The 23383-nt window shown below is 72.1% G+C and carries 23 protein-coding genes; 8 read left to right on the plus strand and 15 right to left on the minus strand.

The genetic code is table 11. The features are described from left to right. Positions 1–42: 42 nt before the first annotated feature. A complete protein-coding gene (locus tag DFJ66_RS20640) occupies positions 43–951 on the minus strand; it encodes a helix-turn-helix domain-containing protein (protein ID WP_170199560.1) in 909 nt (302 codons plus the stop codon). Between the two features lie 457 nt (positions 952–1408). On the opposite strand from DFJ66_RS20640, the gene DFJ66_RS20645 reads away from it, so the two are divergent. Continuing rightward, positions 1409–1786, plus strand: a complete 378-nt coding sequence (locus tag DFJ66_RS20645) for a hypothetical protein (protein ID WP_121223321.1) — start codon at positions 1409–1411, stop codon at positions 1784–1786. 105 nt (positions 1787–1891) lie between these two features. Here the strand turns inward: DFJ66_RS20645 and DFJ66_RS20650 are convergent, their stop codons facing one another. Then, entirely contained in the window at positions 1892–2413 is a 522-nt protein-coding gene (locus DFJ66_RS20650) for a peroxiredoxin-like family protein (RefSeq protein WP_246029836.1), read from the minus strand. Between the two features lie 72 nt (positions 2414–2485). On the opposite strand from DFJ66_RS20650, the gene DFJ66_RS20655 reads away from it, so the two are divergent. Further along, complete coding sequence (locus DFJ66_RS20655) at positions 2486–3085, plus strand: TetR/AcrR family transcriptional regulator (protein WP_121223322.1); 600 nt, start codon at positions 2486–2488, stop codon at positions 3083–3085. Positions 3086–3299: 214 nt separating this feature from the next. On the opposite strand, the gene DFJ66_RS20660 is transcribed toward DFJ66_RS20655, so the two are convergent. The 3 genes from DFJ66_RS20660 to DFJ66_RS20670 all read right to left on the minus strand — a co-directional run bounded on the left by DFJ66_RS20660 (position 3300) and on the right by DFJ66_RS20670 (position 4842). Then, the gene (locus tag DFJ66_RS20660; RefSeq protein WP_121223323.1) at positions 3300–3599 is read right to left on the minus strand and encodes a hypothetical protein; all 300 of its coding nucleotides are present in this window, start codon (positions 3597–3599) and stop codon (positions 3300–3302) included. Then, positions 3583–3822: a DUF397 domain-containing protein gene (locus tag DFJ66_RS20665; RefSeq protein WP_121231481.1), complete on the minus strand. Its 240-nt coding sequence runs from the start codon at positions 3820–3822 to the stop codon at positions 3583–3585. The genes DFJ66_RS20660 and DFJ66_RS20665 overlap by 17 nt, the downstream gene beginning before the upstream one ends. Before the next feature lie 135 nt (positions 3823–3957). Further along, positions 3958–4842: a helix-turn-helix domain-containing protein gene (locus DFJ66_RS20670; protein ID WP_121223324.1), complete on the minus strand. Its 885-nt coding sequence runs from the start codon at positions 4840–4842 to the stop codon at positions 3958–3960. A 224-nt stretch (positions 4843–5066) separates the two neighbouring features. On the opposite strand from DFJ66_RS20670, the gene DFJ66_RS20675 reads away from it, so the two are divergent. Beyond that, complete coding sequence (locus tag DFJ66_RS20675; protein WP_121223325.1) at positions 5067–5900, plus strand: SAM-dependent methyltransferase; 834 nt, start codon at positions 5067–5069, stop codon at positions 5898–5900. Between the two features lie 18 nt (positions 5901–5918). Here DFJ66_RS20675 and DFJ66_RS20680 read toward each other — a convergent pair whose 3' ends face one another. Then, positions 5919–6272 carry a winged helix-turn-helix transcriptional regulator gene (locus DFJ66_RS20680; protein WP_281276627.1) on the minus strand — a complete coding sequence of 118 codons (354 nt, stop codon included), beginning with the start codon at positions 6270–6272 and terminating at the stop codon, positions 5919–5921. A gap of 52 nt (positions 6273–6324) precedes the next feature. Here DFJ66_RS20680 and DFJ66_RS20685 point away from each other — a divergent pair, with 52 nt between their 5' ends. Then, positions 6325–6939: an NAD(P)-dependent oxidoreductase gene (locus DFJ66_RS20685; protein WP_211351246.1), complete on the plus strand. Its 615-nt coding sequence runs from the start codon at positions 6325–6327 to the stop codon at positions 6937–6939. On the opposite strand, the gene DFJ66_RS20690 is transcribed toward DFJ66_RS20685, so the two are convergent. The 4 genes from DFJ66_RS20690 to DFJ66_RS20705 are packed head-to-tail and all read right to left on the minus strand — an operon-like array spanning position 6932 to position 9657. Next, positions 6932–7723: an alpha/beta fold hydrolase gene (locus DFJ66_RS20690; RefSeq protein WP_121223327.1), complete on the minus strand. Its 792-nt coding sequence runs from the start codon at positions 7721–7723 to the stop codon at positions 6932–6934. The two genes, DFJ66_RS20685 and DFJ66_RS20690, sit on opposite strands and share 8 nt — an antisense overlap. A gap of 13 nt (positions 7724–7736) precedes the next feature. Then, on the minus strand, positions 7737–8366 hold the full coding sequence (locus DFJ66_RS20695) for a DUF998 domain-containing protein (RefSeq protein WP_121223328.1): 630 nt from the start codon (positions 8364–8366) through the stop codon (positions 7737–7739). Beyond that, positions 8363–9070, minus strand: coding sequence for an SRPBCC family protein (locus DFJ66_RS20700; protein WP_121223329.1), 708 nt, complete (start codon positions 9068–9070; stop codon positions 8363–8365). Before DFJ66_RS20700 ends, DFJ66_RS20695 begins: the two co-directional genes overlap by 4 nt. Next, a complete protein-coding gene (locus tag DFJ66_RS20705; protein WP_211351248.1) occupies positions 9070–9657 on the minus strand; it encodes an ArsR/SmtB family transcription factor in 588 nt (195 codons plus the stop codon). Before DFJ66_RS20705 ends, DFJ66_RS20700 begins: the two co-directional genes overlap by 1 nt. A 569-nt stretch (positions 9658–10226) precedes the next feature. Between DFJ66_RS20705 and DFJ66_RS20710 the strand changes: the two genes are divergently transcribed. Beyond that, on the plus strand, positions 10227–10949 hold the full coding sequence (locus DFJ66_RS20710) for a DUF2306 domain-containing protein (RefSeq protein ID WP_121223331.1): 723 nt from the start codon (positions 10227–10229) through the stop codon (positions 10947–10949). Here DFJ66_RS20710 and DFJ66_RS20715 read toward each other — a convergent pair. The 3 genes from DFJ66_RS20715 to DFJ66_RS20725 all read right to left on the minus strand — a co-directional run bounded on the left by DFJ66_RS20715 (position 10904) and on the right by DFJ66_RS20725 (position 13145). Beyond that, positions 10904–11389 (minus strand): methylated-DNA--[protein]-cysteine S-methyltransferase, encoded by a 486-nt coding sequence (locus DFJ66_RS20715; protein ID WP_121223332.1) that lies wholly within the window; start codon positions 11387–11389, stop codon positions 10904–10906. The genes DFJ66_RS20710 and DFJ66_RS20715 overlap by 46 nt on opposite strands. Before the next feature lie 11 nt (positions 11390–11400). Further along, the gene (locus DFJ66_RS20720; RefSeq protein ID WP_211351250.1) at positions 11401–12858 is read right to left on the minus strand and encodes a DNA-3-methyladenine glycosylase 2 family protein; all 1458 of its coding nucleotides are present in this window, start codon (positions 12856–12858) and stop codon (positions 11401–11403) included. Positions 12859–12959: 101 nt separating this feature from the next. Beyond that, the gene (locus DFJ66_RS20725; RefSeq protein WP_121223334.1) at positions 12960–13145 is read right to left on the minus strand and encodes a hypothetical protein; all 186 of its coding nucleotides are present in this window, start codon (positions 13143–13145) and stop codon (positions 12960–12962) included. A gap of 299 nt (positions 13146–13444) precedes the next feature. On the opposite strand from DFJ66_RS20725, the gene DFJ66_RS20730 reads away from it, so the two are divergent. Together DFJ66_RS20730 and DFJ66_RS20735 are read left to right on the plus strand one after the other, a co-directional pair. Next, positions 13445–17485 (plus strand): nSTAND1 domain-containing NTPase, encoded by a 4041-nt coding sequence (locus DFJ66_RS20730; RefSeq protein WP_121223335.1) that lies wholly within the window; start codon positions 13445–13447, stop codon positions 17483–17485. Between the two features lie 383 nt (positions 17486–17868). After that, the gene (locus tag DFJ66_RS20735) at positions 17869–18360 is read left to right on the plus strand and encodes a DUF2165 domain-containing protein (protein WP_121223336.1); all 492 of its coding nucleotides are present in this window, start codon (positions 17869–17871) and stop codon (positions 18358–18360) included. A 106-nt stretch (positions 18361–18466) separates the two neighbouring features. Here DFJ66_RS20735 and DFJ66_RS20740 read toward each other — a convergent pair whose 3' ends face one another. Both DFJ66_RS20740 and DFJ66_RS20745 read right to left on the minus strand, forming a co-directional pair. Then, positions 18467–20851 carry a helix-turn-helix transcriptional regulator gene (locus DFJ66_RS20740; protein ID WP_121223337.1) on the minus strand — a complete coding sequence of 795 codons (2385 nt, stop codon included), beginning with the start codon at positions 20849–20851 and terminating at the stop codon, positions 18467–18469. Positions 20852–20859: 8 nt separating this feature from the next. Then, the gene (locus tag DFJ66_RS20745) at positions 20860–22119 is read right to left on the minus strand and encodes an Hsp70 family protein (RefSeq protein ID WP_121223338.1); all 1260 of its coding nucleotides are present in this window, start codon (positions 22117–22119) and stop codon (positions 20860–20862) included. Between the two features lie 253 nt (positions 22120–22372). Between DFJ66_RS20745 and DFJ66_RS20750 the strand changes: the two genes are divergently transcribed. Further along, positions 22373–23305, plus strand: coding sequence for an IniB N-terminal domain-containing protein (locus tag DFJ66_RS20750; protein WP_121223339.1), 933 nt, complete (start codon positions 22373–22375; stop codon positions 23303–23305). Positions 23306–23383 lie beyond the last annotated feature (78 nt).

The following is a 23383-nucleotide window of genomic DNA, read 5'->3' on the forward strand; positions in this document are numbered from 1 at the left end:
TGGACTGGACCGGTCGGTCGTGGTGAATCCCGTGGGCGGCCATCACTGTGAACGCCGCACCGCGCGGACGTCGCCGCTGCGGCGGAAGTCCCCCGGGCTGACGCCGGTCTCGCGGCGGAAGAACCGGCAGAAGTAGGCGGCGTCGCCGAAGCCGACGCGTCCGGCGACCTGCCGAACGGTCAGGTCCGTCCGGGCCAGCAGCCGCTTCGCCTCCGCCGCGCGGGCCTCGCGCACCAGTTGCGAGGGGGTGCGGCCGGTGGCGGCCTTGACCGCCTCGGTGAGGTAGCCCGGGGTGACCCCGATGCGCTCGGCGTAGGCGCTCACCGACCACAGCCCGAGGTCGGGTCGCGCGGCCAGGCGGGCGAACTCCTCGGCGACCGCGCCGGGCCGGGCGGGCGGCACGGCGGAGGCGGTCTGCGGCAGGCGGGCCGCGCGCACCACCAGGACGTGCAGCAACGCCCGCAGCACGGACTCGACGCCGCGCGCGCCGGCCCGGTACTCCTCGTCCAGTTCGGCGACGAGCCGGCCGATGCGGGCGTGGGTGGGTCCGTCGAGGGTCAGCCACGGGCGTTCGGACAGCCGGCGCAGCAGCTCGCGGTCGCCGGGGTGGTCGAGCAGGAAGTCGTCGGTGAACAGCACGACGTACCCGGAGAGGTCCCGGGCGTCCCAGTGGTGGACCTGGCCGGGCGCGATCACGCACAGGTGGGGCGGGCGCAGCTCCCACCGGGCGAGGTCGACCACGTGCGTCCCGGTGCCGCCGGTGACGTAGACGATCTCGTGGAAGGTGTGGCGGTGCGGGAAGTCCGCGCGGGCCATGGGTCCGATGGCGTCGAACGTGCCGATGGCGAAGGGCAGCGCGTTGAGCACCGGCACCTCCAGCCGGTGCATGGGCAGCTCGCCGCCGTTCTGGACCTCGCAGGGCGTCCCGGGTAACACGGTGGTGCCGCGCATGTGCCAGTCCTCTCGCAGGGGTGGACCCGCGGTCCCGGTCGCAGGGCGGGACCGAAGGTCCAGACCAATCTCCGGTCCAGTGTCACCCCGGCGAGGGCCCGCGCACCACAGAACTGCTCCGAACGAAGGTGACCGACCCGACGAACGGGCGATACCGGGGCTCGGGTGCGCCCCCAAGGACCGACAAGATCAAGACATGCCGTCGAACGCCATTTCCCGGTACTCCGACAGGACCCGCTCACATTCGGTTCCACGGCATCGTGTCCCAGCTCACTGGATCAATCGGGTAACCGCGCGGACCAGCGCGGTTACCCGTCGGGCACGGACAACCCGAAGCAGGCCGTTCACAGTCGGGAAAAATAGCGGGAGATTTCCGCGTAACACGCTGTTAACGTCGGTTCCGGTGCCGCGACATGGCACCGGGGGTAGTCGAATCCGACATTCTGGAGACATCGACATGAACAAGTTCACGCGCGTTCTCACCACGGCCGCGGCCGGTGCCGCCGCCACGCTGGCCCTTTCCGCCGGGTCCGCACAGGCCGCCCCGGAGAGCTCGGTCTACCTGTACACCGGCTCGAACGCGCACTGCACCACCACGGGGGACAACGGCGTGGCCGGCGGCGTGTTCGCGGACTACACCTGCCGCAGCGGCTTCGCCGGCTACAGCCTGTCGGTGGAGGCCACCGGCGCGTCGTTCGCCAACGTGTACCTCAACACCTTCAGCACGCTCGCGACCTGCACTTCCGCAGGTGACAACGGCAAGAACGGCGGCGTGTGGGGCTCGTACACGTGCCAGTCGGGCTTCGCGGGGTACAGCCTCAGCGTGAGCGCCTGACCGACAGCCGGCCCGGGGTGCCACCGCACCTCGGGCCGATGCTCGAACACCTGTTCGACCGATCCACAGCTGTGGACAACCCTGTGGACAACCTCCACCGGTGCCCTATCCCGCAGCGGACAGCAATTCGTCCACCGACCATTGGTCGTAAGCGTGCACACCGCGCTTCTCCGCCACGATCCGCCCGTCCGGCGCGATCAGGAAATCCGCCGGAAGCCCCAACCGACCGCCTGAAGGGGTCGGCAACGGGCGCCGGCCGCGCAACAGGGGGCCGAGGTCCCGCGCAATTCCGCGGACGATCGCGCCCCAGGCGCGCGGGTCGAGCAACGCGCGCGGCTTGGCCTCGACGCCGAATTCGACGTAAAGCCGCTTCTCCGGGTCGGCGATCACCGCGAACGGCAAGTCCTCGACGTGCGGCCGGAGTTCCTCGGCGGTCGAGTGGAAGACGACCACCTCGGTGATGCCCCGGGCCGTGATCTCGTCGTGGCGGGTGACGATCGACCTGAGGTGCAGGTTGCACACCGGGCAGCCGGCGAACCGGCGGAACTGCAGGTGCACCAACCGGTCCGGGTCGGGCACCCGCACCGGTTGGCCCATGACGGCCGCCCACTCGCGCGTCGTGATCACGTCGGCTCCCCTCGTTAGCGTGCGCTGTACGCTTACGACGTTATGAGCGTATGTCGTACGCTGTCAAGCGCCATGCCACGACCCAAGTCCCTGACCCCGGAAGCCCTCGCCGCCGCCGCGCTCGCCGTGGTGGACCGCGACGGCCTGCCCGCCCTGTCCATGCGCGCGGTCGCGGCGGAACTGGGCATGGGCACGATGTCGCTCTACCGGTACGTGCGCGAGAAGACCGAGCTGGAAGCGCTCGTCGTCGACCTCATCCTGTCCACAGTGGACACCAGGCCGCCGGCGGCACCATGGCCGGACCAGATCGCCGTGCTGGTGCGGCGGGTGCGGGACGCGGTGGCCGCCCACCCGCACGCGATCGTGCTGACGATGACCCACCGGCACCGCTCACCCGCGCTCGGGCGCTGGTCGGAAGCGGTGCTGGAGGTGTTGGCGGCCAACGGGTTCACCGGCGCGGCGCGGGTGGTGGCGTTGCGCAGCCTGCTGAGCTACCTCATCGGCGCGGTGCAGTTGGAGCACCTGGGCCCGCTGTCCGGAACGGGGACCGCCGCGATGGCGGCGAACGCCGAGTTCCCGCTGCTGGCCGAGACCGCGCGGGCGGCGCGGTCGGTGGACGACGGGTTCCAGCGCGGCCTGGAGGTCGTCCTGCGCGGGATTTCCCCGGAGTAGCGGAGAAGTTCCCGGGAGCAGCAAGGGAAAGGCGGGCGCGGAGGCCGAGTGGGCGCCGACCTCCGCGCCGGCTTGACGAACACGGAGTTCCGCTTCGAGCGTCACGGAACCGACAAGGGCGCGGAGCCGGTTCCCGCTGCGTCTCCAGGTCAGGTTCGTCGAGGAGGGGCCACGTGCCGCCCCTGTCCCGTTCGGCGCGAACGGGAGGTCGCGGTCAGGCGATCCGGTCGTCGGGCAGTTCGAGCAGCTCTTCGAGCACGCTCGACGCCGGACCGCGCCTGCGCCAGGAGAACCGGGACGGTGCCAGGACGTTCACCTCGTCCGCGGGCATCCGCATGGCCACCGCGTCGTCCTCGGTGTGCAGCCGGACGACGTCGATGACGGCGTCGTGCGCACGGACCCCGACCACGGCGGCCAGTTCCCCCCTCGCGTCGCGCGGGTGGAGGAACTGGAAGCCGCGGGCGATCAGCTGACGCAGTTGGAGCGTGGTGCGGGCGTCAGTCGACGAGGTCATCGAACTCCCCGTCCCTGGCGCCGGCGACGAAGGCCGCCATCTCCGCCTTGGTGTAGACCAGGGCGGGGCCGTCCGGGAACCGGGAGTTGCGGACCGCGACGTCGCCGCCGTCCAGCACCGCTACTTCGACGCAGTTGCCGTACTGGCCGCTGCGGGCGCTCTTCCGCCAGGTCACGTCCCGCAAAGCCGCAGCGGACATCCCGTTGTGCGCCTTGCCGGTCATCGACACCACCTACCCAACGACGTCGGAGTGCATCTGCACGTGCATTTGACTGTGCACGGACGGTAGCACTGCGTGAAGCACGGGTAAATGCACGTGCAGATGCAGGCGCAGAATCTCGCCCGGTCGGACGAGCCGCTACAGCGCCGCGCGGAACTTCATGAGCATCTGTCGGCTTCGGTCCGGCGTCTCCGCATCGACCGTCAACCGGTCGAAACGACGGCTGTAGATCTCCAGCTCTTCCTGTTTGTCCAGGTAGAGAGCGCCGGACAGGTGTTCCAGGTACACGATGTCCGGCAAGTCGGGCTCACCGAACCGGAGCATCGTGAACGGACCTTCCGCTGCGTAGCCGCTCAACGCGAAAGGAACAATCTGAAGAGTGATGGGCGCGTCCTTGGTTACGGAGAGCAAGTGCTCGATCTGGGCGAGGAGCACGTCCCGACCGCCGATCGGCCGGTGCAGCACCGATTCGTCGAAGACCGCCCACAGCCGCGGGGCGCTCGACCGGAACATGATCTTCTGCCGCTGCATGCGCAGCGCCACCCGCCGTCTGACCTCGGGTCCGGCCAGGTCGGGACGCCCGTTGCTGGCGATCGCCATCGCGTAGTCCTCGGTCTGGAGCAGACCCGGCACGTAGAGCGTCTCGTAGGTCAGGATGCGGGTCGCCGCCTCCTCCAGGCCCACGTAGTCCTGGAACCAGTCCGGCATCAGGTCGTTGTACCGGTGCCACCAGCCGGGCTCGTTGGACCGGCGGACCATCGCGAGGAACTTGTCCCGCGCGTCCGCGTCGGTCATCCCGTACATGGTCAGCAGGTCGGAGACGTCCCGCTCCTTCAGCCCGACCCGGCCCAGCTCCATCCGGCTGATCTTCGACTCCGACCCGCGGATCGCGTAGCCGGCGTCCGCCCGCGTGATCTCGGCGGCCTCGCGCAGCCTCCGGAGCTGGGAGCCGAGCACGATCCGCAGGGCGGTGGGACCGCTCTCCCGCTCGGCCGCCGGGTTCTCGGAGTCACCGGTGCGCATCCCTGGTCCTCCCGACCGCGCTCACTCGTGCGAACCCCCTCCACCCGAACAGCGGTTGCGGTCGGGAGGGCGGAAATCGCATCGTCACCGAACGTACACCCACGATCTTCCACCATCCGCCGTACACCGCTCACTCACGCATTGGGCCCATATCCTTACGCTCAGTGGACTGTGACGCGGTGCACAACCGCCGCCCCCCTTGAATCACTCATGCGAGGTCACCAATGCCGGGCACGTCTTCGGACACCGCCATCCCCACCTACATCGACACCAGCAAGGCCAGTATCGCCAGGGTCTACGACGCCTTCCTCGACGGCAAGGACAACTACGAGATCGACCGGGAAGTGTTGCGCCGGGTCGAGCGGGTCGCGCCCGAGGCCAAGACCCTCGCCGTGGACAACCGCGGGTTCCTGATCCGGGTGACCCGGTTCATCGCGAGCCAGACCGGCGTCACGCAGTTCCTCGACTGCGGCTCCGGCCTGCCCACCGCCGAGAACACACACCAGGTGGCACAACGCATCCAACCCGACGCCCGGGTCGTCTACGTCGACAACGACCCGGTGGTGCTGGCCCACGGCCGCGCGCTGCTGGAGGAGAACGACCAGACCCACTTCTCCGCGGCCGACATCTTCAAGCCGCAGGAGATCCTCAACGACGAGGTCGTGCGCCGCCACATCGACTTCGACCAGCCGCTCGCCCTGTTCCAACTGGGCACGCTGCACCACTACAACGGCGAGTCGCCCACGCCGGCCGAGATCATGGCCGAGTACATCGAGGCGCTGCCGACCGGGTCCTACGTGGCGATCAGCCACTTCCTCGACCCGCAGACCGAGGAGCACTCGGCGATCGCGCGGCGCATGGAGGAGACGTTCCTGCACTCCCCCATGGGTTCGGGCCGGTTCGCCACCCACGACGAGCTGCTGGGCATGTTCAACGGCCTGGAACTGGTGGACCCGGGCCTGGTGATCTGCGCCGACTGGTGGCCGGACGGCCCGCGGCTCAAGGAGCTGGACGCGGTGTCGTACTGCATCGCGGGCGCGGTCGCGCGCAAGTCGTAGCGGCTGCGCGGAGGGGGCTCACAGCGCCGTGTCACGCCGTGGCACGGCGCTGTCCGCTGCCCGGTGCGCCAACACCTCGTCCAGGTGCCGCGCGGTCCACTCCCGGACCGCGTCGACGAGCGCGAGCAGGCTGCGGCCCAACGGGGTCAGGGCGTATTCCACGTGAGGTGGGTTGCCGCCGTGGTCGGTGCGCCGGGCGAAGCCGTCGCGCTCCATCGCCCGCAACGTCTCCGTGAGCACCTTGGCCGTCACGCGCGGCAGGGCGGCGCGCAGCTCGGTGAACCGGCGCGGCCCGTCCTCCAGGCACAGCACCACCATCGCGGTCCACTTGTCGCCGATCCGGAACGGGATGGCGCTCGTCGGGCACTCCACGCCCTCCAGTTTCCTTGAAGTGACCGGGGGTGCGGGGCCTAGCGTCCGGCTCATGGGACGGATCGTGGTGTTCGGGGCAGCCGGTCGGGCCGGGCGGGCGGTGGTGGCCGAGGCGGGCGAGCGCGGGCACGGGGTGACGGCGGTGGGTCGGACCGGCCCGATCGGGGGTGATGTCACGGACCCGGTGGCCGTGGCGGCGCTGTCGGCGGGGCACGACGCCGTGGTGGCGGCGGTGTCGCCCGCGACCGGGCCGGCGGAGTTGCTCGCCGGCGACTGGGACCGGGAGTTCTTCGTGAAGGCGGCGGACGCGGTGCTGGGCGCGGGGGTGCCGCGGGTGGTGTTCGTCGGGCTGTTCGCGACCCTGCGCACCCCGTCCGGCGGGCTGGTGCTGGACGACCCGACCGCTTTTCCCCCGGAACTGCGGGAGTTCGCGCTGGCGCACGCCGCCGGGCTGGAGCGGTTCCGGGCGTCCCGGACGGCGGTGGACTGGCTGGTGGTGACGCCGCCGGCCGACCTGCGTGACGACGGCACGCGGACCGGGCGCTACCGCACCGGAGGTGAGGCAGCGCCCGGGAGTCCCCTGTCGTACCGGGATCTCGCGGTCGCGGTGGTGGACGAGGCCGTGTCGCCCCGGCACCACCGGACCCGGATCTCCGTGTTCAGTTGAAGAAGTCCACCAGCACGGGGGCGGTGACCTTCGCCTTGACCATGTGCGTCTGCCCGGCGAGGACCTTCAGCTCCGCGTCCGGCAGGGTCTCGGCGAGCACGGCCTGGGCGTTGCGCATGTACTCCGGGCTCTTGCCGCCCGCGATCACCAGACCGGGTGCCTTGGCGCCGGACCACCGGTCGGCCGGCGGGCGCTGTCCCTTCTGGAACTCGCCCACCACGCCGAAGTCGTGCGGCAGGGTGTGGGCGACCGCCTTGAGCTTCTTCCACGGCGGCGTGATCCGCATGATCGCCGTGACGATGCCGGGCGTGCCCACGTAGTCCATGAACAGCTTCACCGCGTCGCCGCGCCGGTCCTCGTCCACGGCCTGCTTGACCTTGGCCGGGAAGTCGGCGGGCATCGGGGCGTGCGTGCCGTCCACGACCATCGGGGACTCGTAGATGGCGTACTTGTCGACCGGGACGCCCCGGTGCACGGCCTCGGCGACCAGCGTGCCGCCGGAGGACATGCCGAACAGGTGCGCCCGGCCGCCGGCCTCCTCGACGAGCGCGGCGATGTCCTCGACCTCGCGGGCCACGTCGTAGGGCGCGGTGTTCCCGCTCTCGCCCCGGCCGCGCCGGTCGTAGGTGTAGACGGTGAAGTGCGGCGCGAGGGCCTGCGCGAGCTGCGTGGCCGGGCCGAACGCGCGGTGGCACAGGGCGCCGTCCACGATGATCAGCGCCGGGCCGGAACCGGTCTTGCTGTAGGCGATGCGCGTGCCGTCCTGGGACGTGACGTGACCCATCTTCGTTCTCTCCTCAGATCTCGGCGCGGAGCTTGACGGCGACCGCGGACACCCACAACCAGCTGACGACGGCGACGACGTAGAGCACGACGGTCGCGTAGTCGGTGCCCATGAACGCGATGGGCGCGATCGACACGACCCCGGCCGCGACGCAGATCCGCGACCACGTGCCGGTGAAGCGACGGGCGAAGACGAAGCAGGAGGCGATCAGCGCGGGAAAGGCGACGAAGAACGCCACCCCGTGCAGGACGCCGTGCCACGACAGGGTTTCCGGCTGACCGGCCGGTGCGCCCGCCGGGAACCCGAACGCCGGGTCGGCCACGAACACGCCGCCGGCGACCATGCCGAGGGCGAAGATCCCGAGCAGGATCGGCGCCCACGTGCCGGCGCGTTGTCCCTTGAGCGCTTTCCGGACGCCGACGGCCATCGCCAGGAACAGCAGTCCACTGAGGACGAAGTTGGCGATCTGCACCCAGCCGCCCTCGCCGAGGGACAGGAAGCTGAACGGGTGCCTGGTCAGGTCGAAGCCCTCGCGGGTGAACGCCTGCGCGAAGCCCGTGACCAGGTAGAGCGGTCCGGCGATCGCGCCGCAGCCGAGCAGGACCTTGGTGGTGTCCTGGGACTTGGTGAGGGTGGTGGTCATGACAGGGTTCCCATCCAGGTGGACCACGTGCGCTCGTCGCGGCCGTCGTCGGCGAAGACGTGGTGCATGGCGATCAGGTGGCCGGTGATGCCTTGGAAGAAGCGGTAGATCGCGTCCGGGGTGCGGATGCCGAGGGTCTGGGCGTTGGCGTAGTAGACGACGCCGCGGGTGCCGTCCACGTCCACCTCGTCGCCGGGCTCCGCGCCGCCGATCTCGGCGTGCAGGCGGGTCCACAGCGCGGGCCAGTCCCGGACCTCCGGGCCCCACACGGTGACCGGCTTGGCGGTCCGGCCCGCGAAGTGCGTGAGGTACTCGACCAGGGTGCGCCAGAACATCGCGCCGCCCGCGGTCATCGCCTCGAACTCGTCCTGCCAGTCGTCGCCGGGCAGGAACCCGCTGACCACCATGCGCAGCACGGTGCTGCCGTGGTCGCGGCCCTCGATGAGGAACTCGTAGGCGAGCTTGCGGCCGTCGGGCGCGGGCTCGCCGCCGTAGGCGAGGTGCTTGCCGGGTTCCCACGCGCTGATCGGGTGCGCGGGCTCGTAGGCGCCGAACGCGCCCCGGATCGTCGCGCCGGGGTCGACCTCGTTGTTGCCCATGAACCACGAGTCGATGCCGGGCCCGGTCGCGATGGCGTCCCACACCTGGTCCGGCGTGACACCGGCCAGCTCGACCTCGTTGGTCTCCTCGAACGCGTGGCCCATCAGGACTCCTTGGGGATGCTGGGGTGGACGGCGACGACGAGGCGGTGCGGACGCCCGCCCTCGGCCGTCTCGTCGTGGTACTTGGCGACCAGGCCGGCGACGGCGGTCGCGAGCTCTTCGGCGAAGGCCGAGCGGTCCTGGGCGGTGGCGAACCGGACCTCGCCGTCGATGGCGAACGTGGCCACCTTCTTGCCCGCCTTCGCCGCACCGGTCAGGAGGTTCCCGACGTCCTTGACCAGCCGCGAGGCCACCGCCAGCAACCACCGCGCGGAGAGCCGGTCCGGGGAGCGCTCGGGATCGGGCTGCACGGCGGCGAGCGCGACCGGCGAGATCACGTAGGACGCGGCCGTGGCCCGCATGACCCGCTCGGTCATGTTCCCCTTGCGCCGCTCCTCGGCGAGCTCGACCAGACCGTGCTGTTCGAGCGTGCGCAGGTGGTAGTTGACCTTCTGCCGAGGCAGCCCCACCTTGGCCGCGAGCGTCGTCGCCGAGCCGGGCTCGACCAGCTCGGCCAACAGCCGAACCCGCACGGGGTCCAACGTCACCTCGGCCGTAGCCGGGTCCTCGATCACCGCCACTTCAAGCATGGGAGAACTGTCGCACCGACAAGCCAAGTTGTCAAGACAACTCAACTTGTCGGAACCATCGCCCTGGACGCCTCGCGATGCCTGCGGCGAATGGCGGGCGGCAGCGGCGGGTGGCAGCGGCGGGCGGGGCGGCAGCGGCGGGCGGGGCGGCGGCGGGCGGCAGCGGCGGGCGGGGCGGCGGCGGGCGGCAGTGGCGGGCGGGCAGCAGACGGCAGCGGCGGGAGGCGGGCGCGGCGGGAGGCGGGCGCGGCGGGAGGCGGGCGCGGCGGGAGGCGGGCGCGCCGGGAGGCGGGCGCGCCGGGAGGCGGGCGCGCCGGGAGGCGGGCGCGCCGGGAGGCGGGCGCGCCGGGAGGCGGGGCGGGAGGCGGGCGGCAGCGGCGGCGGCGGGCGGCGGCGGGAGGCGGCGGGGCGGGAGGCGGGCGGCGGCGGCGAGCGGCGGGCGGCAGTGGCGGCGGCGAGCGGCGGGCGGCAGTGGCGGCGGGCGGGGGGGTGGTGAGGGTGAGTGAGTGGGTGGGGCCGGTCAGCGTTTGGTGCGTGGCTCGTCAGCGGGGTTGGTCAGAGTCGTCGGCATGGTGCACACACAGGGGAAGAAGAAGCTCTGGCGGCGGCCGTGGGTGGTGCCGCTCGGGTTGCTGGTCCTGCTCTTCGTCGCGTTCTCGCTGCCGCCCTACCTCACCGGCGACCGCGCCCAGTCCCGCGTGCCCGACCCCGGCTTCGCCTGGTACTACCCGGCACTCGTCGGGCACGTCGTCTTCGCGTCCGTCGCCATCCTCACGGCCGTCCTCCAGATCTGGCCGTGGTTCCGGCAGCGGTACCCGAGGTGGCACCGGTACGCGGGGCGGGTCTACGTGTTCGCAGGGGTCCTGCCCGCGGGGGTGCTCGCGGTGACCATCGGTGCGGTCAGCCCGTTCGGGCCGGTCAACGCGGTCGGCAACGTCCTCATGGGCACGCTCTGGCTCGGCTGCACGATCACCGCCTACCGGATGGCCCGCCGCAAGCGCTTCGCCGAGCACCGCCGCTGGATGCTCCGCAGCGCCACGCTCACCTTCTCCATCATCACCAACCGGCTGTGGGCGGTCGCGATGATCTTCGCGCTGCCGCCGTTCAAGGACACCGCGTTCGGCGGCAGCGAGGTCGCCCTGATGCAGGCGACCTCCGCGATCTCCGCGTGGATGGGCTGGGTGCTGCCCTTCCTGTTCGTCGAGTGGTGGCTGGAGCGGGACGTCTCCCGCAAGCACCGCCGCGCTCAGCCGACCGCCGCCAAGGTGGCCGTCTCGAACTCCAGCAGCTGACGCTTGCGGTCGATGCCGCCGCCGTAGCCGGTCAGGTCGCCCGTGGACCCGACCACCCGGTGGCACGGCACGATGATCCCGATGGGGTTGCGGCCGTTGGCCATGCCGACGGCCCGCGCCGCGGTCGGCCGCCCGAGCCGGGCGGCCAGCTCGCCGTAGGACACCGTCTCCCCGTACGGGATCGAGCACAGCGCCCGCCACACGGTCCGCTGGAACGGCGTGCCCAGCAGGTCCAGCTCCAACTCGAACGACGTGCGCCGGCCCGCGAAGTACTCCTCCAGCTGCGCGATCACGTCACCGAACGGCGTGGGGTCGGCCGGCCCGAACGAGGAGTCCTCGGGCCGGTACCGCTGGTCGGTCATGTACAGCCCGGACAGCACGCCGTCCGTGGCCACGAGAGTCAACGGGCCGACTGGGCTGTCGACCGTGGTGTGGGTCATGGGTGGTCCTTTCACGCGGGCAGCCGGTTGACCGCGTGGTCACCGGTGGCCCAGAGGTGTTGGACGGCGTAGGCCCGCCACGGGCGCCACGCTCGGGCGCGCTGGGTGAGCGCGCCGGGGGTGTCGGGCAGGCCCAGGGTCCGCGCGGCGAGCCGCACGCCCAGGTCGCCCGGGATGAACGCGTCCGGGTCGCCCAGCGCCCGCATCGCGATGACCTCGACGGTCCACGGGCCGAAGCCGGGCAGCGCCAGGAGGTCCGCACGCGCCTTGTCCCAGTCCGCGCCGACGCCGAGGTCCAGGGCACCGGACGCCAGGGCGTGCACCAGCGCCATGAAGGCCGTCTTGCGGGACTGGGGCATGGCCAGCACCGCGGGGTCCAGCGCCGCGAGCTGCTCGGGTGTCGGGAACAGGTGGGTCAGGCCGTGGTCCTCGACCGGCGTGCCGGCCGCGAGGACGACCCGGGCCGCGTGGGTGCGGGCGGCGGCGGTGGACACCTGCTGGCCCAGCACCGCGCGCACGGCGAACTCCGCGGCGTCCACGGTTCCGGGCACGCGGCGGCCGGGGTCCTTGTCCACCAGCGGTTTGAGCAGCGGGTCCGCGGCCAACTGCTCGTCGACGGCGACCGGGTCGGCGTCGAGGTCCAGCATGCGGCGGCAGCGGGCGATGGCGATCGACAGATCCCGCAGGTCGGTGAGCGCGAGCCGGCACGCCACGTGGTCCGGCTCGGGCCGCAGCGACACCACGGCGTGGCCGTGCGGGGTGCGCATGGTCCGCCGGTACGCGCCGTCCCGCCACTCCTCCACGCCCGGCACCGCGGTCGCGGCCAGGTGCCCGAACAGGTTGTCCGGGCACAGCGGCGCGCGGAACGGCAGCCGCAGCGACAGCACGCCGGGCGCGGCGGACGGCGTGGACCGGCGCATCCGCAGCTCGGTGGGCGACATCGCGAAGACCGCGCGCACGGTCTCGTTGAACGCCCGGACGCTCGCGAACCCGGCGGCCAGCGCCACGTCCGCCATCGGCAGCCCGGTCGTCTCGATCAGCAGGCGGGCGGTCTGCGCGCGCTGCGCCCGAGCGAGCGCTAGCGGTCCCGCGCCGAGCTCGGCGAGCAGCTGCCGCTCGACCTGTCGGACGCTGTACCCGAGCCGCGCGGCCAGGCCCGGCACGCCCTCGCGGTCCACGACGCCGTCGGCGATCAGACGCATGGCCTTGGCGACGGAGTCCGCGCGGTGGTTCCACTGCGGTGAACCGGGACTCGCGTCCGGACGGCACCTCTTGCACGCGCGGAATCCCGCTTGTTGTGCCGCCGCGGCACTCGGGTAGAACCGCATGTTCTCGACCTTCGGCGGCGCCACCGGACAACTCGGCCGGCAATAGATCCGGGTGGTGAGCACTGCGGTGAAGAACCACCCGTCGAACCGCGCGTCCTTGGACTGCACGGCTCGCACACAACGTTCCGCGTCTTGGTGCACGCCAACCAGCATCGGTCAACGCCAGGCCGTTGGCTGGCGGAAATACGACAGGGAGGACAACGCGCGCCGGTCCGCCGCACACCGTTGTGCGGCCGCCGGCCTCACGCGTGCAGCGGAGCCGCGAGCCTGGCCAGGGCGACCAGGTTCACCTCGGCCCGGTCCCGGTCGTGCGCGTCCAGCACGGTCCGGAGGATCGGGCACGCGGGCGACTCGCCGGGCGCCCCCCGGCGGTCACGGTCGGTGACCGGCGTGCCGCCGGTCAGCCGCGGCTCAGTCCCGGTCGGCATGGTATGTCGCCGCACCGTTCCACCGGCCGGGCCGGCTCTGTGCACCCCGCTGAGAAGACCCCCAGGACTCCTCAGCGGCGAACGTTCTGCCACTCGCGTTAGTTGCCTGCGAAACCACTTCGACCGGTCCCTTCGCACAACACGGCGACGTCAGCGACAACGTCACGCGCAGCTTGGCAGCGCAAGTCGTTAGGGTGGACTGCCCGGTGTCGCACCGGTCCACAAACGACCTGTTCACGCGCTCTCAGCCGGTTTTCCGGTCCGGAACTCGCGCAAGGCGAGGAGGAGGTCCGCCGCGGATGGCTGGTTCTGGTCAGGGGGCGGGTCCCCGTGCCGTTTTCGCGGAGCGCTTCGCGCTGCTCTACGCCGCGGCGGGTGACCCACCCCTGAAGCGGGTGACCGAGTCGGTCAGCCGGGCCCGCCGCACCGACGACCGGGGCAGGCCGGTCCGGGCCACCGCGCAGCGGGTCAGCGACTGGCGGCGGGGGCGCAACGTCCCGGCCCGGTTCCCGGCACTCTCGGTAGTGCTCGAAGTGCTCATCGGCGAGGCGCGCAAGGCCCGGCCGAAGCCCTCGGTGCCCGGTCTGTACGACCTGGAGGCGTGGCGGGCGCTGTGGGAGGAGGCCCTGGCGAGCCCCGCCGCGAGCCCCGAGGACGAGGACCCGCCCAGTTCCGACGAAATCGGCGTGTGCCCTTATCGCGGACTCGCCGCGTTCCAACCCGAGGATTCCTCGTGGTTTTTCGGGCGGGAACGCAGCACGGCCGCGCTGGTGTCCCGGCTGGGTGCCGCGGTCGATTCCGGTGGAATAGTGATGTTGGTCGGCGCGTCCGGCGCGGGGAAATCTTCTCTCGTGCGCGCCGGCGTCATCCCGTCCATTCGCGAGGGCGCATTGGCGGTGCCGGGTTCGGAGAAATGGCCGTCGATCGTCCTCACGCCCGGCGCCGATCCGGTGAAAGAACTCGTGCGGCACATCCCCGAACTCGCGGACGTCCTCGACCCGACGTCGCCGGACGCTCCGGAGCACCCCACGGACCCGTTCGTCGGGCAGTCGGTGATGGGCGTGCTGCGGTTCGCGGGACGCATCCGGGACGTGTTCGCCGGCTACGCGGCCGCGCACGGCGGCGACCGGGTGGTCGTCGTGGTGGACCAGTTCGAGGAGGCGTTCACGCTGTGCCCCGACGAGGGGCTGGTGCAGCTGTTCGTGCAGGCGCTGCACGCGGCGTGCACCCCGGCGATCCCGGGCGGCGAGGCGCCCGCGCTGGTCGTGCTGGGCGTGCGGGCCGACTTCTACGGCCGCTGCCTGGCCTACCCGGAACTGGCCGACGCCCTCCAGGAACGGCAGATGGTGCTGGGCCCGATGACCTCCGCCGAGCTGCGCGAAGCGGTGTCGCGGCCGGCGAAGGCCGCCGGGCTCCAGCTGGAACCCGGACTGATCGAACTCATGCTGCGCGACCTGGGCGTCCGCAGCGGGCGCACGCCGGGCCGGGCGTCCCAGGGCGCGTACGACGCGGGCGCGTTGCCGCTGCTGTCCCACGCCCTGCTGGCGACGTGGCAGCGCCGGACCGCGGGCAAGCTCACCATCTCCGGCTACCGCGCGGCGGGCGGCATCCAGGGCGCGGTGGCGGCGACCGCCGAACGGGCGTGGGCCGACCTCGCCCCGGAAGCCCAGGCCGCCGCCCGTCCCCTGCTGCTGCGCCTGGTCCGGGTCGGCGAGGACACGCAGGACACCCGCCGCCGGTCCACCCGTCACGAACTGGTCGAACAGGCCCCGAACCGGGCCGCCGGCGAGGAGGCCCTGGAGGTCCTGGCCCGCGCCCGCCTGGTGACGCTGGATGCCGGGTCGGTGGAGATCACCCACGAGGCCCTGCTCCAGGCGTGGCCCCGGCTGCGCAGCTGGATCGACCAGGACCGCGAGGGCCAGCTGCTGCGCCAGCGGCTGGAGGAGGACGCGGCGAGCTGGGCCCACCAGGACCGCGACGCGTCCCTGCTCTACCGGGGCGCCCGCCTGGAGACCGCGCGGCACTGGGCCGACGCCGCCGGCCCCGGCGGGCTGACCGGCGTGGCGCAGGACTTCCTCGCCGTCTCCACCCAGTACCGCAGGCGGGCGCTGTGGGGTCGGCGCAGCGCGGTGTCGGTCGTCGTCGTACTGGCGATCATCGCGATCACCGCGGCCGTCCTGGCGGTCCGCCAACGCGACGACGCCGTGTTCCGCCAGGTCGTCGCCGAGGCCGACCGCCTGCTGGAGACCGACCCGTCGCTGTCGGCGCAGCTGGACCTGGTCGCCCACCGGATGCGCCCCGAGGACCGCGAGGTCTACACCCGGGTCCTGTCCACCCAGGGCCTGCCGCTGGCCACCCAGCTCGTCGGGCACCAGGGCTCGGTGTACCTGACGTCGTTCTCCCGCGACGGCAACACCCTCGCCACCGCCTCCTACGACAACAGCGTCCGCCTGTGGGACCTGCGCGACCGCGACAACCCCAAGCCCCTGGGCACCCCGCTGCGCGCGCACAAGAGCTGGGTCAGCTCGGCGGTGTTCAGCCCCGACGGCCGCACCCTCGCCACCGCCAGCGACGACGGCACCGTGCGCCTGTGGGACGTCACCGACACCGGCCGGCCACGCGCCCTCGGCCAACCGCTGGACGGCGACAACGGCACCGTCTACCTGGTCGCGTTCTCCCCCGACAGCCGCACCCTGGTCACCGCCAACGAGGACCACACCGCCCGCCTGTGGGACGTCAGCGACCCGGCCGCGCCACAACGCCTCGGCGAGCCGCTGGGCCACCACTCCGGCCAGGTCCGCTCGGTCGCGTTCTCGCCGGACGGCAAGATCCTCGCCACCGGCGGCGACGACCGCACCATCGTCCTGTGGGACGTCGCCAACCCCGCGGCACCCACCCCGATCGGCTCCCCCCTCTCCGGTTACGACGGCATCGTCCGCTCGCTCGCGTTCTCCCCGGACGGCCGCACGCTGGCCACCGGCAGCGACGACAAGACCATCCGCCTGTGGGACGTGACCACCCCCACCGCCCCCACACCCCTGGGCCGGCCGGTGACCGACCACACCGGCCCGGTGTGGTCGGTGGCGTGGCACCGCGACGGCCGCGTCCTCGCGTCCGGTTCGGCCGACGGCACCGCCCGCCTGTGGAACGTGACCGACCCCGCGCACCCGCTCGCCGTGGGCCAGTCCCTGACCGGCCGCAACGGCATCGTGTACGCGGTAGCGTTCAGCCCCGACGGCTACACCCTCGCCACCGGCAGCCAGGACAGCACCGTCCGCCTGTGGTCACTGCCCCGCACGGTGCTCGTCGGCCACGCGTCCCGCACCGTGGGTCCGGTCTTCACCCCCGACGGCAAGCGCATGGTCACGGGAAGCCGCGACCGCACCATCCGCGTGTGGGACCTGACCGACCCCAGAGCACCCCGCAGCGCCCTGTCCACCACCACCCCCGACGAGGCGGGCGTGTGGGGCATGGCCCTGAGCAACGACGGCACCACCCTGGCCACCGTCAGCGACAAGGCCGTCCGGCTGTGGGACCTCACGGACCCCCGCGCGATCACCCCCCTTTCTCCTCCGATGGCACTGGAAACCCGCTACACCGCCCCGGTGGCGTTCAGACCGGACGGCAAGGTCCTCGTCACCGGCTCGGACGACAAGTCGGTGCAACTGTGGGACGTCAGCGACCCGAAACACCCCCTTCCCGCCGGCAAACCCCTGGTGGGGCACACCGGCTACGTCCACGAGGCGACCTTCACCCCGGACGGCAAGACCCTGGTGACGGTCAGCGCCGACCAGACCGTCCGCCTGTGGAACGTCTCCGACCCCGGCGCCGCCCAACCCCTGGGCCAACCGCTGACCAGCCACACCGGCGCCATCCGGGCGGCCGCCGTCAGCCCCGACGGCAAGACCCTGGCGACCGCGAGCGACGACAAGACCATCAGGCTGTGGGACCTGACGAACCCCGCGAAGGCCAAGCCCCTGGGCGACCCGCTGACCGGTCACGTCGAGGCGGTGGTGTCGGTCGCCTTCAGCCCGGACGGCACCACCCTGGCCGCCGGCGGCGACGACCGGACCATCAGGCTCTGGTCGGTCAAGGACAAGCTCCACCCGGAGGCGGTGGGCCAGGCCCTCACAGGCCACGACGCCGGCCTGCACGACGTCCGCTTCTCGCCGCAGGGCAACACCCTCGCCTCCACCAGCCTGGACACGACGGTCCGAGTGTGGGACTTGGACCCAGGCGACTCGGTGAACCGCATCTGCGCGAAGACCAAGGGAGTGCTGCCGGAAGAGCAGTGGCGCAAACACCTCCCCCAGCTCGACTACCAGCCACCCTGCGCCTGACGGTCACCTGCCGCAGGGCGCTCCGAGCCGGCAGGGCGGTTCGGGGGCGGTAGGGCGGCTCGGGGGCGGTAGGGCGTCCGGCGCGACGGGCGGCACGGCACGGCAGGCGGCTCGGCTCGCAGTGCAGGGCTGTCCCGGCAGGGCGGTTCGGACCGGCAGGGCGGTTCGAAGCGGCAGGGCGGTTCGAAGCGGCCAGAGCGGCAGGGCGGTTCGGAGCGGCCAGAGGGGTCCGGCACGTCAGAGCCGGCAGGGGCGGCAGAGCGGGCCGGGGTGGTGTGGTTGGCGGGTGGGCCGTAGTCGGGTGTGTTGGGTAGCCCACGAAGCCGTAGGTTTCGGCACTTTTTGTCATGGACCTCGCATCGGTTGTCACTAAGTTGCCAGGCATGCGTCTACTTGCCCGGGTGGGGAGCCCGCAAGCGGCGGTCGCCGTGTTGGTTGCGATCACCGGTGTCTACATGGGTCTCGTGGTGTTGGGGAACGTCACCGACTACGGGACCAACCGCGCCTTCGTCGAGCACGTGTTCGCCATGGACACCACGTTCCAGTCGCCGAACACCATGTACCGCGCCATCACGAACCAGACCGTCGTCACGATCGCCTACCTGCTGATCATCGCCTGGGAGGCGGTCACCGCCGTGGTGCTGCTCGCCGGGCTGGTGGCCTGGTTGCGCGGCCGGACGGCGGTCGCTCGACGGTTGTCCTCGGTGGGCTGGGTCATGCAGGTGTTGCTGTTCGGCGGTGGGTTCATCGTGATCGGCGGCGAGTGGTTCCTGATGTGGCAGTCCAAGAACTGGAACGGGCTGGCGGCGGCGTTCCAGAACTTCGTGATCGCCGGTGTCGGGTTGATCGTCCTCCACTCGTCCACGAGGGACTGATAGCGGAGGCCGCGCATCTGGTGTGATCGAGTCATGAGTCCATGTTCGAACAAGTGTTCGAACATGGCAAGATCACTTTCGAGTGAACCGAGTGACGACCCGAGGGCTAACCGAGGATCTGGCGGAGCTGGTCCAACAGCTCCGCCCGGCTCGTGCAGCCCAACCGCTGCCGCATCCGCGCCATGTGGTGCTCCACGGTCTTCGCCGAGATGAACAGCCGGTCCCCGACCTGCTTGTACGTCAACCCACCGACCACCAGCTCGGCCACCTCGCGTTCCCGGTCGCTCAACTGGTCCGCGCCCGCACCCGAGCCGACGTCCTCGGCCACCGGCTCGGCCGGCCGGCGACCCGCGCCCACCGGACGTCCCTGCAACAACCGCGCGCAGTCCAGCAACCGCACCATCGCCTGCCGGTCGGACGTCCTTATCGCCGCCTGACCGGCCAGCCGCGCCGCGTCCCACCACTGCCCGGCCGCGTGCAGCCCGCGCGCGGCGGACTCCACCTGGTCCGGGTCCACATTGCCCGCCAGCACGTCCAGCCAGCTCTCGGCGGCGGCCGACACCAGAGCCCCGTAGCGGCTCCGGTCCCGGAAGGACGCCAGCGATGCGGCGTGCTCCTCGGCCACCGAAGTCTCCTCGGCGATGATCGCCGCGTGCAGCGCCGCCCAGTGCAGCGGAACGGCCCACAGCGGCGGGTCTCCCAGCTGCCGCAACAGGTTCCGCGCCGCCGTCAGGTGCGGCGCCAGCCGGTGCTGGTCGCGCAGCCGGGCCGCCGCCGCGGCGAACTCGCCCAGCGGCAGGAACGTGTACAGGTCGACGGGGTGTCGCAGCACCGCCTCGCACGCCTGGTCCCACGTCCGCTTCAACGCCGCCAGGTCGCTGTTGCGGCGCGCCACGCCGATCTCCAGCGCGACCGCGAAGATCCAGTCGCGGGGTTCCAACGGCCGTCCGACCTTGCGCAGCAGCACCAAGGTCTCCCTGGCCTGCACCAGGTTCCCCTGCACCATGGCGATCCACGCCCGCAGCAACCGGTGCCGCACGTCCATCAGCACGCCGCCGAGTGACGTCGCCACCGCGCGGTCCAGCACGGACTCGGCCACCGACAGCTCACCGCTCTGCACCGCCACCAAGGCGGCCAGCGCGGCGGGCGTGTCGGGCAGCAGCACGGCCCGCCCGGCGGGTTCCAGCAACGCCGCCGCACGCACCAAAGTGGACAGTGCGGCCGTGGAAGTCCCGGTGACGGACTCCACAACCCCTTGCGCCATCAGGGAAGCGCCACCGTCGAGCATGGTCGGCGGCGCCACCGGCAGCGTCCCGGTCGGCAGTCGACCCGTGCCCACCTGCCCCACCACGGCGAACGCGGTCGAGGTCGCGCTGGGCGACCACCGGTGCAGCTCGGTGCTGCGCGCCAACTGCCCCCGGTGCGCCAACGCGATCGCCGCCACCTCGGCCGCCGCACCCCGGTGTTCCGGGTCGCCACCGGTGATCACCTGGTCGGCCAGGCGCAGCGCCGCGTCCAAGTCGCCGGCCATGGCCGAGGCCGCCGCCTGCCGCACGGCCACCTCGGCCGACGGTGTGCCCACGGCGGCCAGCAGCCGCGCGGACAACGCGGGGTCGGTGGGCAGTGCTTCGCGGGCCGCCGCCTGGAACGCCGCCTCGACCGCCGGACCGCCGACACCCGTGCCCAGCAGGGGCCGGACCAGGTCCAACACGGGACCGCCGGACCGCAGTTGCAGTTCGGCGAGCCGCTGCCGCACGGCGATCCGCCGGTCGGTGCGGCTCAGCGCGGCCACGGCCGCCCGCGCGATGGGCAGCAACGTCCCGTCCGGCGCCAGCAACCCGGTCGCCCGGCCGGCCTCGATGACCTCGCCGACCGCGTCGACGTCCTTGCCCAGCAACGCACTCAGCAGGTCCAGCCGCAGCGCCGCACCGGCTTCGGCGGCGAGCAGGAACTTCTGCACGTCCGTGTCCAGCCAGTCGAGGTCGGCACGGAAGGACGCGATCACGTCAGCGGTTATCTCGGGCGCGTTGATGCCCGCCAGCCGCGCCACAAAGCGCGGCACACCGCCCGTCTGGTGGTGCACGAAGTCCACCAAGGCGCGACTGGACGCGGGAAGCACCGCGCGCACTTGTTCGCGGGTGAACGCCTGCGGCATCAAGGGCTGCCGCACGCGCCCCAACGACTCCGCCAGTGCCGCCAAAGCGCGCGACCGGGGCCATGGCCGGTATGCGACCACGATGCGCGTGTCCCCTTGCTCGACGCGAGAGCGCAAGGACAGCAGTTCGGTGTCACCCAACAGGTGGGCGTCGTCCACGATCGTGGCCTCGACCCCGGCCTCCCGGTAGGCGCGCTCGATCTCCCTCAGCAGGGTGGTCTTGCCGTAGCCGCCGGGTGCCAGGACGCCGAGCCGCAGCACCGCCTCGGGCGCGGCGGCGATCCCGTCCAGCACCCCGAGGGCGTCCGCGTCCAGCACCGGTCGTTCGGTAGTCATGCGCAGGCTCAACGGCCGTCCTCTTGGTCGTGTGCGTCGCGGGAACGGCGCTGTCCCCCGGTCACCGCGAGACTCCGCACCAGGCGCTGCACGGAGCGCCGTTCGGGCAGGTCGAGCGGGGTGATGTCGATCGGCGGGCGCGGCGGCGGTGCGGTGAAGTCGGCGTCGGGCACGTCCATGTCGCCCACGGGGAACCGCAGCAGCGGGTCGTCGTCCCGGACCAGCACGGACGTCTCTATGGGTTCGTTGTCGTCGGGTCCGAGGAGCATGTGCCGCCCGGCGAGCGCGGCGCCCTTGACGGCGGTGGTCTCGGGGGCGGCTTCGAAGACCACCCGTCCGGGGAGCAGGGATGAGATCAGCGGGATGCGGGTGCTGCCGCCGACCAGCACGGTGGCCTCCAGCGCGGTCCCGCGCACGACCCGTTCGAACACCGACACCGCGTGCTCGACCGACGACCGGATCAGCTCGTCGAACTTCGCCCGGCTGAGCGGCACGTCCACTCGTCCGGACGGCAGGTGCACGGGGATCACGGTCTCGAACGTGCCGGACAGCACGCGCTTGGCGGCCTCGCAGTCGCGCCGGAGCCGACCGTAGAGACCACGGGTGCGCGGGTCCTGAGGGTCCAGTTCGGCGAACGCCCGGCCGAGTTCGGTCTTCACGTGCCCGAACACGAGGTCGTCGAAGTCGACGCCGGTGTCCTGGTCGGGGCTCTCCGCCCACGACACGACCTCGAACGGGCGGACCACGGCGGCGCTGAACGCGTGGCTGCCCATGGCGAACACGCCGACCGGTCCGCGCGCGAACGCGTGCCCGGCCGCGGCGGCGAGGGGTTCCGCGAGCAGGGTCACGTTCTCCAGCCCCATGACCCGCAGGGCCTGGTGCATCAGCCCTTTGTGGTGCACACCCCACCCGACCGGGTGACTGAGCACGATGCGTTCCGCCGGCTCGCCCTCGCGGGCGGCGACCTGCCCGGCGACCCAGCTCACCATGAGCGCCGTCAGTTCCTCGGCCGTGAACGGCTCGGCGCCCAGGACGACCGGCACCCCGTCACCGACCCGCGCGGCGAAGCCGGTCGCGGTCCACCGCGGGTCGCCCGGCTCGCCGACGGCGAACGTCCCGTCCGCCGTGAGCTGCAACGACGAGGCCACACCCCCGCCCGGTCCGCCCAGGCCGACCACCTCCGGCTCGGCCCGTCCGGTCCCGCCGAGGCGGCACAGGGCGGCGGCGGTGCGGGTGGTGCCCACGTCGACCCCGAGGACGTACGGCAAGCCGGAGCCTCCTTCGATCACCTGGTCGGGCTAGCGCTGGTCGGTTCGTACACGGGCTACCGAGGGGTCACAAGCGCATCCCCTAATCCCCTAGGGAGTGAACGAGAACCACCCCATCGTGGTTGCGGGATCTACGGGGAGTAATCCCCGATGGCGGGAAATCCCCCGGTCAATACCTTGATCGGCAACGGGCGGGACCTACCCCTGCCGGTCCACGCCTCCCCGCGTCCTATCTAGCCAGGAGACACAGATCATGGGCACCAGCCCCAACACGCTGCACGACTTCGTCCTCGACCTGCTGAGCAACCCGACCGCGCTGGCCGACTTCCAGGCCGACGCCGAGGGTGCCCTGGCCGCCGCGGGCCTGAGCGACATCAGCGCTCTGGACGTGCAGGAAGTCCTCCCGCTGGTCCTCGACTACGTGCCCGCCGGGAGCCTGCCCGCTCTCGACGGCTCGCTGCTCAACGAGCTGCCGCTGGACGCGACGGACGCCCTGGGCGCCATCGGCCAGCTGCAGGCCGTGGCCCAGCAGGTGGCCCTCTCGGGCGTGTCCGGCACGTCCGACGTGAACCTGGCGGCGGCGGGCGCGCTGAGCGCCGACGCCAGTGGCCTGGAGGTCTTCGGCGGCGTCTCCGGCTGGGGCCCGGTGGGCGACGTGGCGGGCTCGCTCGACGCGTCCCTGTCCGGCGACTTCTCCGGGGTGGGTGACGTGGCCGGCGCCCTGGACGGCACGCTCGCCACCGCCGGTGGGGTCACCGACCTGGCGACCGGCTCCCTGGACGGCGCCTTCGCCACCGCCGGCGGAGTCACCGGCGCGGTCCCGTCCGTGGATGGCCTGACCAGCCCCGCGTTCGGTGCCGTCGACACGCTGCACGGCGTGGTCGACAGCTTCGGTGGCTTCGCCGGCACGGTCGCCGGCAACGTGACCCACAACGCGGGCAACCTCGACGCGGGCGCCCTGACCAAGGCCCTGAACGTCGACGGTGTGACCGACCTCGCGCACGGCGACGTGTCCCCGGCCAACGTCGTCGACACGGTCGAGGACACCGCCGACGGCGTGGTCGGCGTCGCGGGCCTGACCAGCACCGTCAACCACATCGGCGCCGTCAACGCGCCGCTGCTGGGCGTCGGCCTGAACGACATCCCGGTGCTGGGCGGCGGCGACATCAGCGACGCGCTCTTCTAAGTCGCTCGAAGACTGATCCACTACCCGAGGGCCGGTTCTGTCCGATGGACAGGGCCGGCCCTCTCTTTCACCTCACCG

The sequence above is a fragment of the Saccharothrix variisporea genome (assembly GCF_003634995.1).
In the GTDB taxonomy this organism is placed as follows: Bacteria; Actinomycetota; Actinomycetes; order Mycobacteriales; family Pseudonocardiaceae; genus Actinosynnema; species Actinosynnema variisporeum.

Coding starts and splice junctions, on each gene's coding strand:
- DFJ66_RS20640 (WP_170199560.1), bottom strand. CDS start 951: ATGCGCGGCACCACCGTGTTACCCGGGACGCCCTGCGAGGTCCAGAAC.
- DFJ66_RS20645 (WP_121223321.1), top strand. CDS start 1,409: ATGAACAAGTTCACGCGCGTTCTCACCACGGCCGCGGCCGGTGCCGCC.
- DFJ66_RS20655 (WP_121223322.1), top strand. CDS start 2,486: ATGCCACGACCCAAGTCCCTGACCCCGGAAGCCCTCGCCGCCGCCGCG.
- DFJ66_RS20660 (WP_121223323.1), bottom strand. CDS start 3,599: ATGACCTCGTCGACTGACGCCCGCACCACGCTCCAACTGCGTCAGCTG.
- DFJ66_RS20665 (WP_121231481.1), bottom strand. CDS start 3,822: ATGACCGGCAAGGCGCACAACGGGATGTCCGCTGCGGCTTTGCGGGAC.
- DFJ66_RS20670 (WP_121223324.1), bottom strand. CDS start 4,842: ATGCGCACCGGTGACTCCGAGAACCCGGCGGCCGAGCGGGAGAGCGGT.
- DFJ66_RS20675 (WP_121223325.1), top strand. CDS start 5,067: ATGCCGGGCACGTCTTCGGACACCGCCATCCCCACCTACATCGACACC.
- DFJ66_RS20685 (WP_211351246.1), top strand. CDS start 6,325: ATGGGACGGATCGTGGTGTTCGGGGCAGCCGGTCGGGCCGGGCGGGCG.
- DFJ66_RS20690 (WP_121223327.1), bottom strand. CDS start 7,723: ATGGGTCACGTCACGTCCCAGGACGGCACGCGCATCGCCTACAGCAAG.
- DFJ66_RS20695 (WP_121223328.1), bottom strand. CDS start 8,366: ATGACCACCACCCTCACCAAGTCCCAGGACACCACCAAGGTCCTGCTC.
- DFJ66_RS20700 (WP_121223329.1), bottom strand. CDS start 9,070: ATGGGCCACGCGTTCGAGGAGACCAACGAGGTCGAGCTGGCCGGTGTC.
- DFJ66_RS20705 (WP_211351248.1), bottom strand. CDS start 9,657: ATGCTTGAAGTGGCGGTGATCGAGGACCCGGCTACGGCCGAGGTGACG.
- DFJ66_RS20710 (WP_121223331.1), top strand. CDS start 10,227: ATGGTGCACACACAGGGGAAGAAGAAGCTCTGGCGGCGGCCGTGGGTG.
- DFJ66_RS20715 (WP_121223332.1), bottom strand. CDS start 11,389: ATGACCCACACCACGGTCGACAGCCCAGTCGGCCCGTTGACTCTCGTG.
- DFJ66_RS20725 (WP_121223334.1), bottom strand. CDS start 13,145: ATGCCGACCGGGACTGAGCCGCGGCTGACCGGCGGCACGCCGGTCACC.
- DFJ66_RS20730 (WP_121223335.1), top strand. CDS start 13,445: ATGGCTGGTTCTGGTCAGGGGGCGGGTCCCCGTGCCGTTTTCGCGGAG.
- DFJ66_RS20735 (WP_121223336.1), top strand. CDS start 17,869: ATGCGTCTACTTGCCCGGGTGGGGAGCCCGCAAGCGGCGGTCGCCGTG.
- DFJ66_RS20740 (WP_121223337.1), bottom strand. CDS start 20,851: ATGACTACCGAACGACCGGTGCTGGACGCGGACGCCCTCGGGGTGCTG.
- DFJ66_RS20750 (WP_121223339.1), top strand. CDS start 22,373: ATGGGCACCAGCCCCAACACGCTGCACGACTTCGTCCTCGACCTGCTG.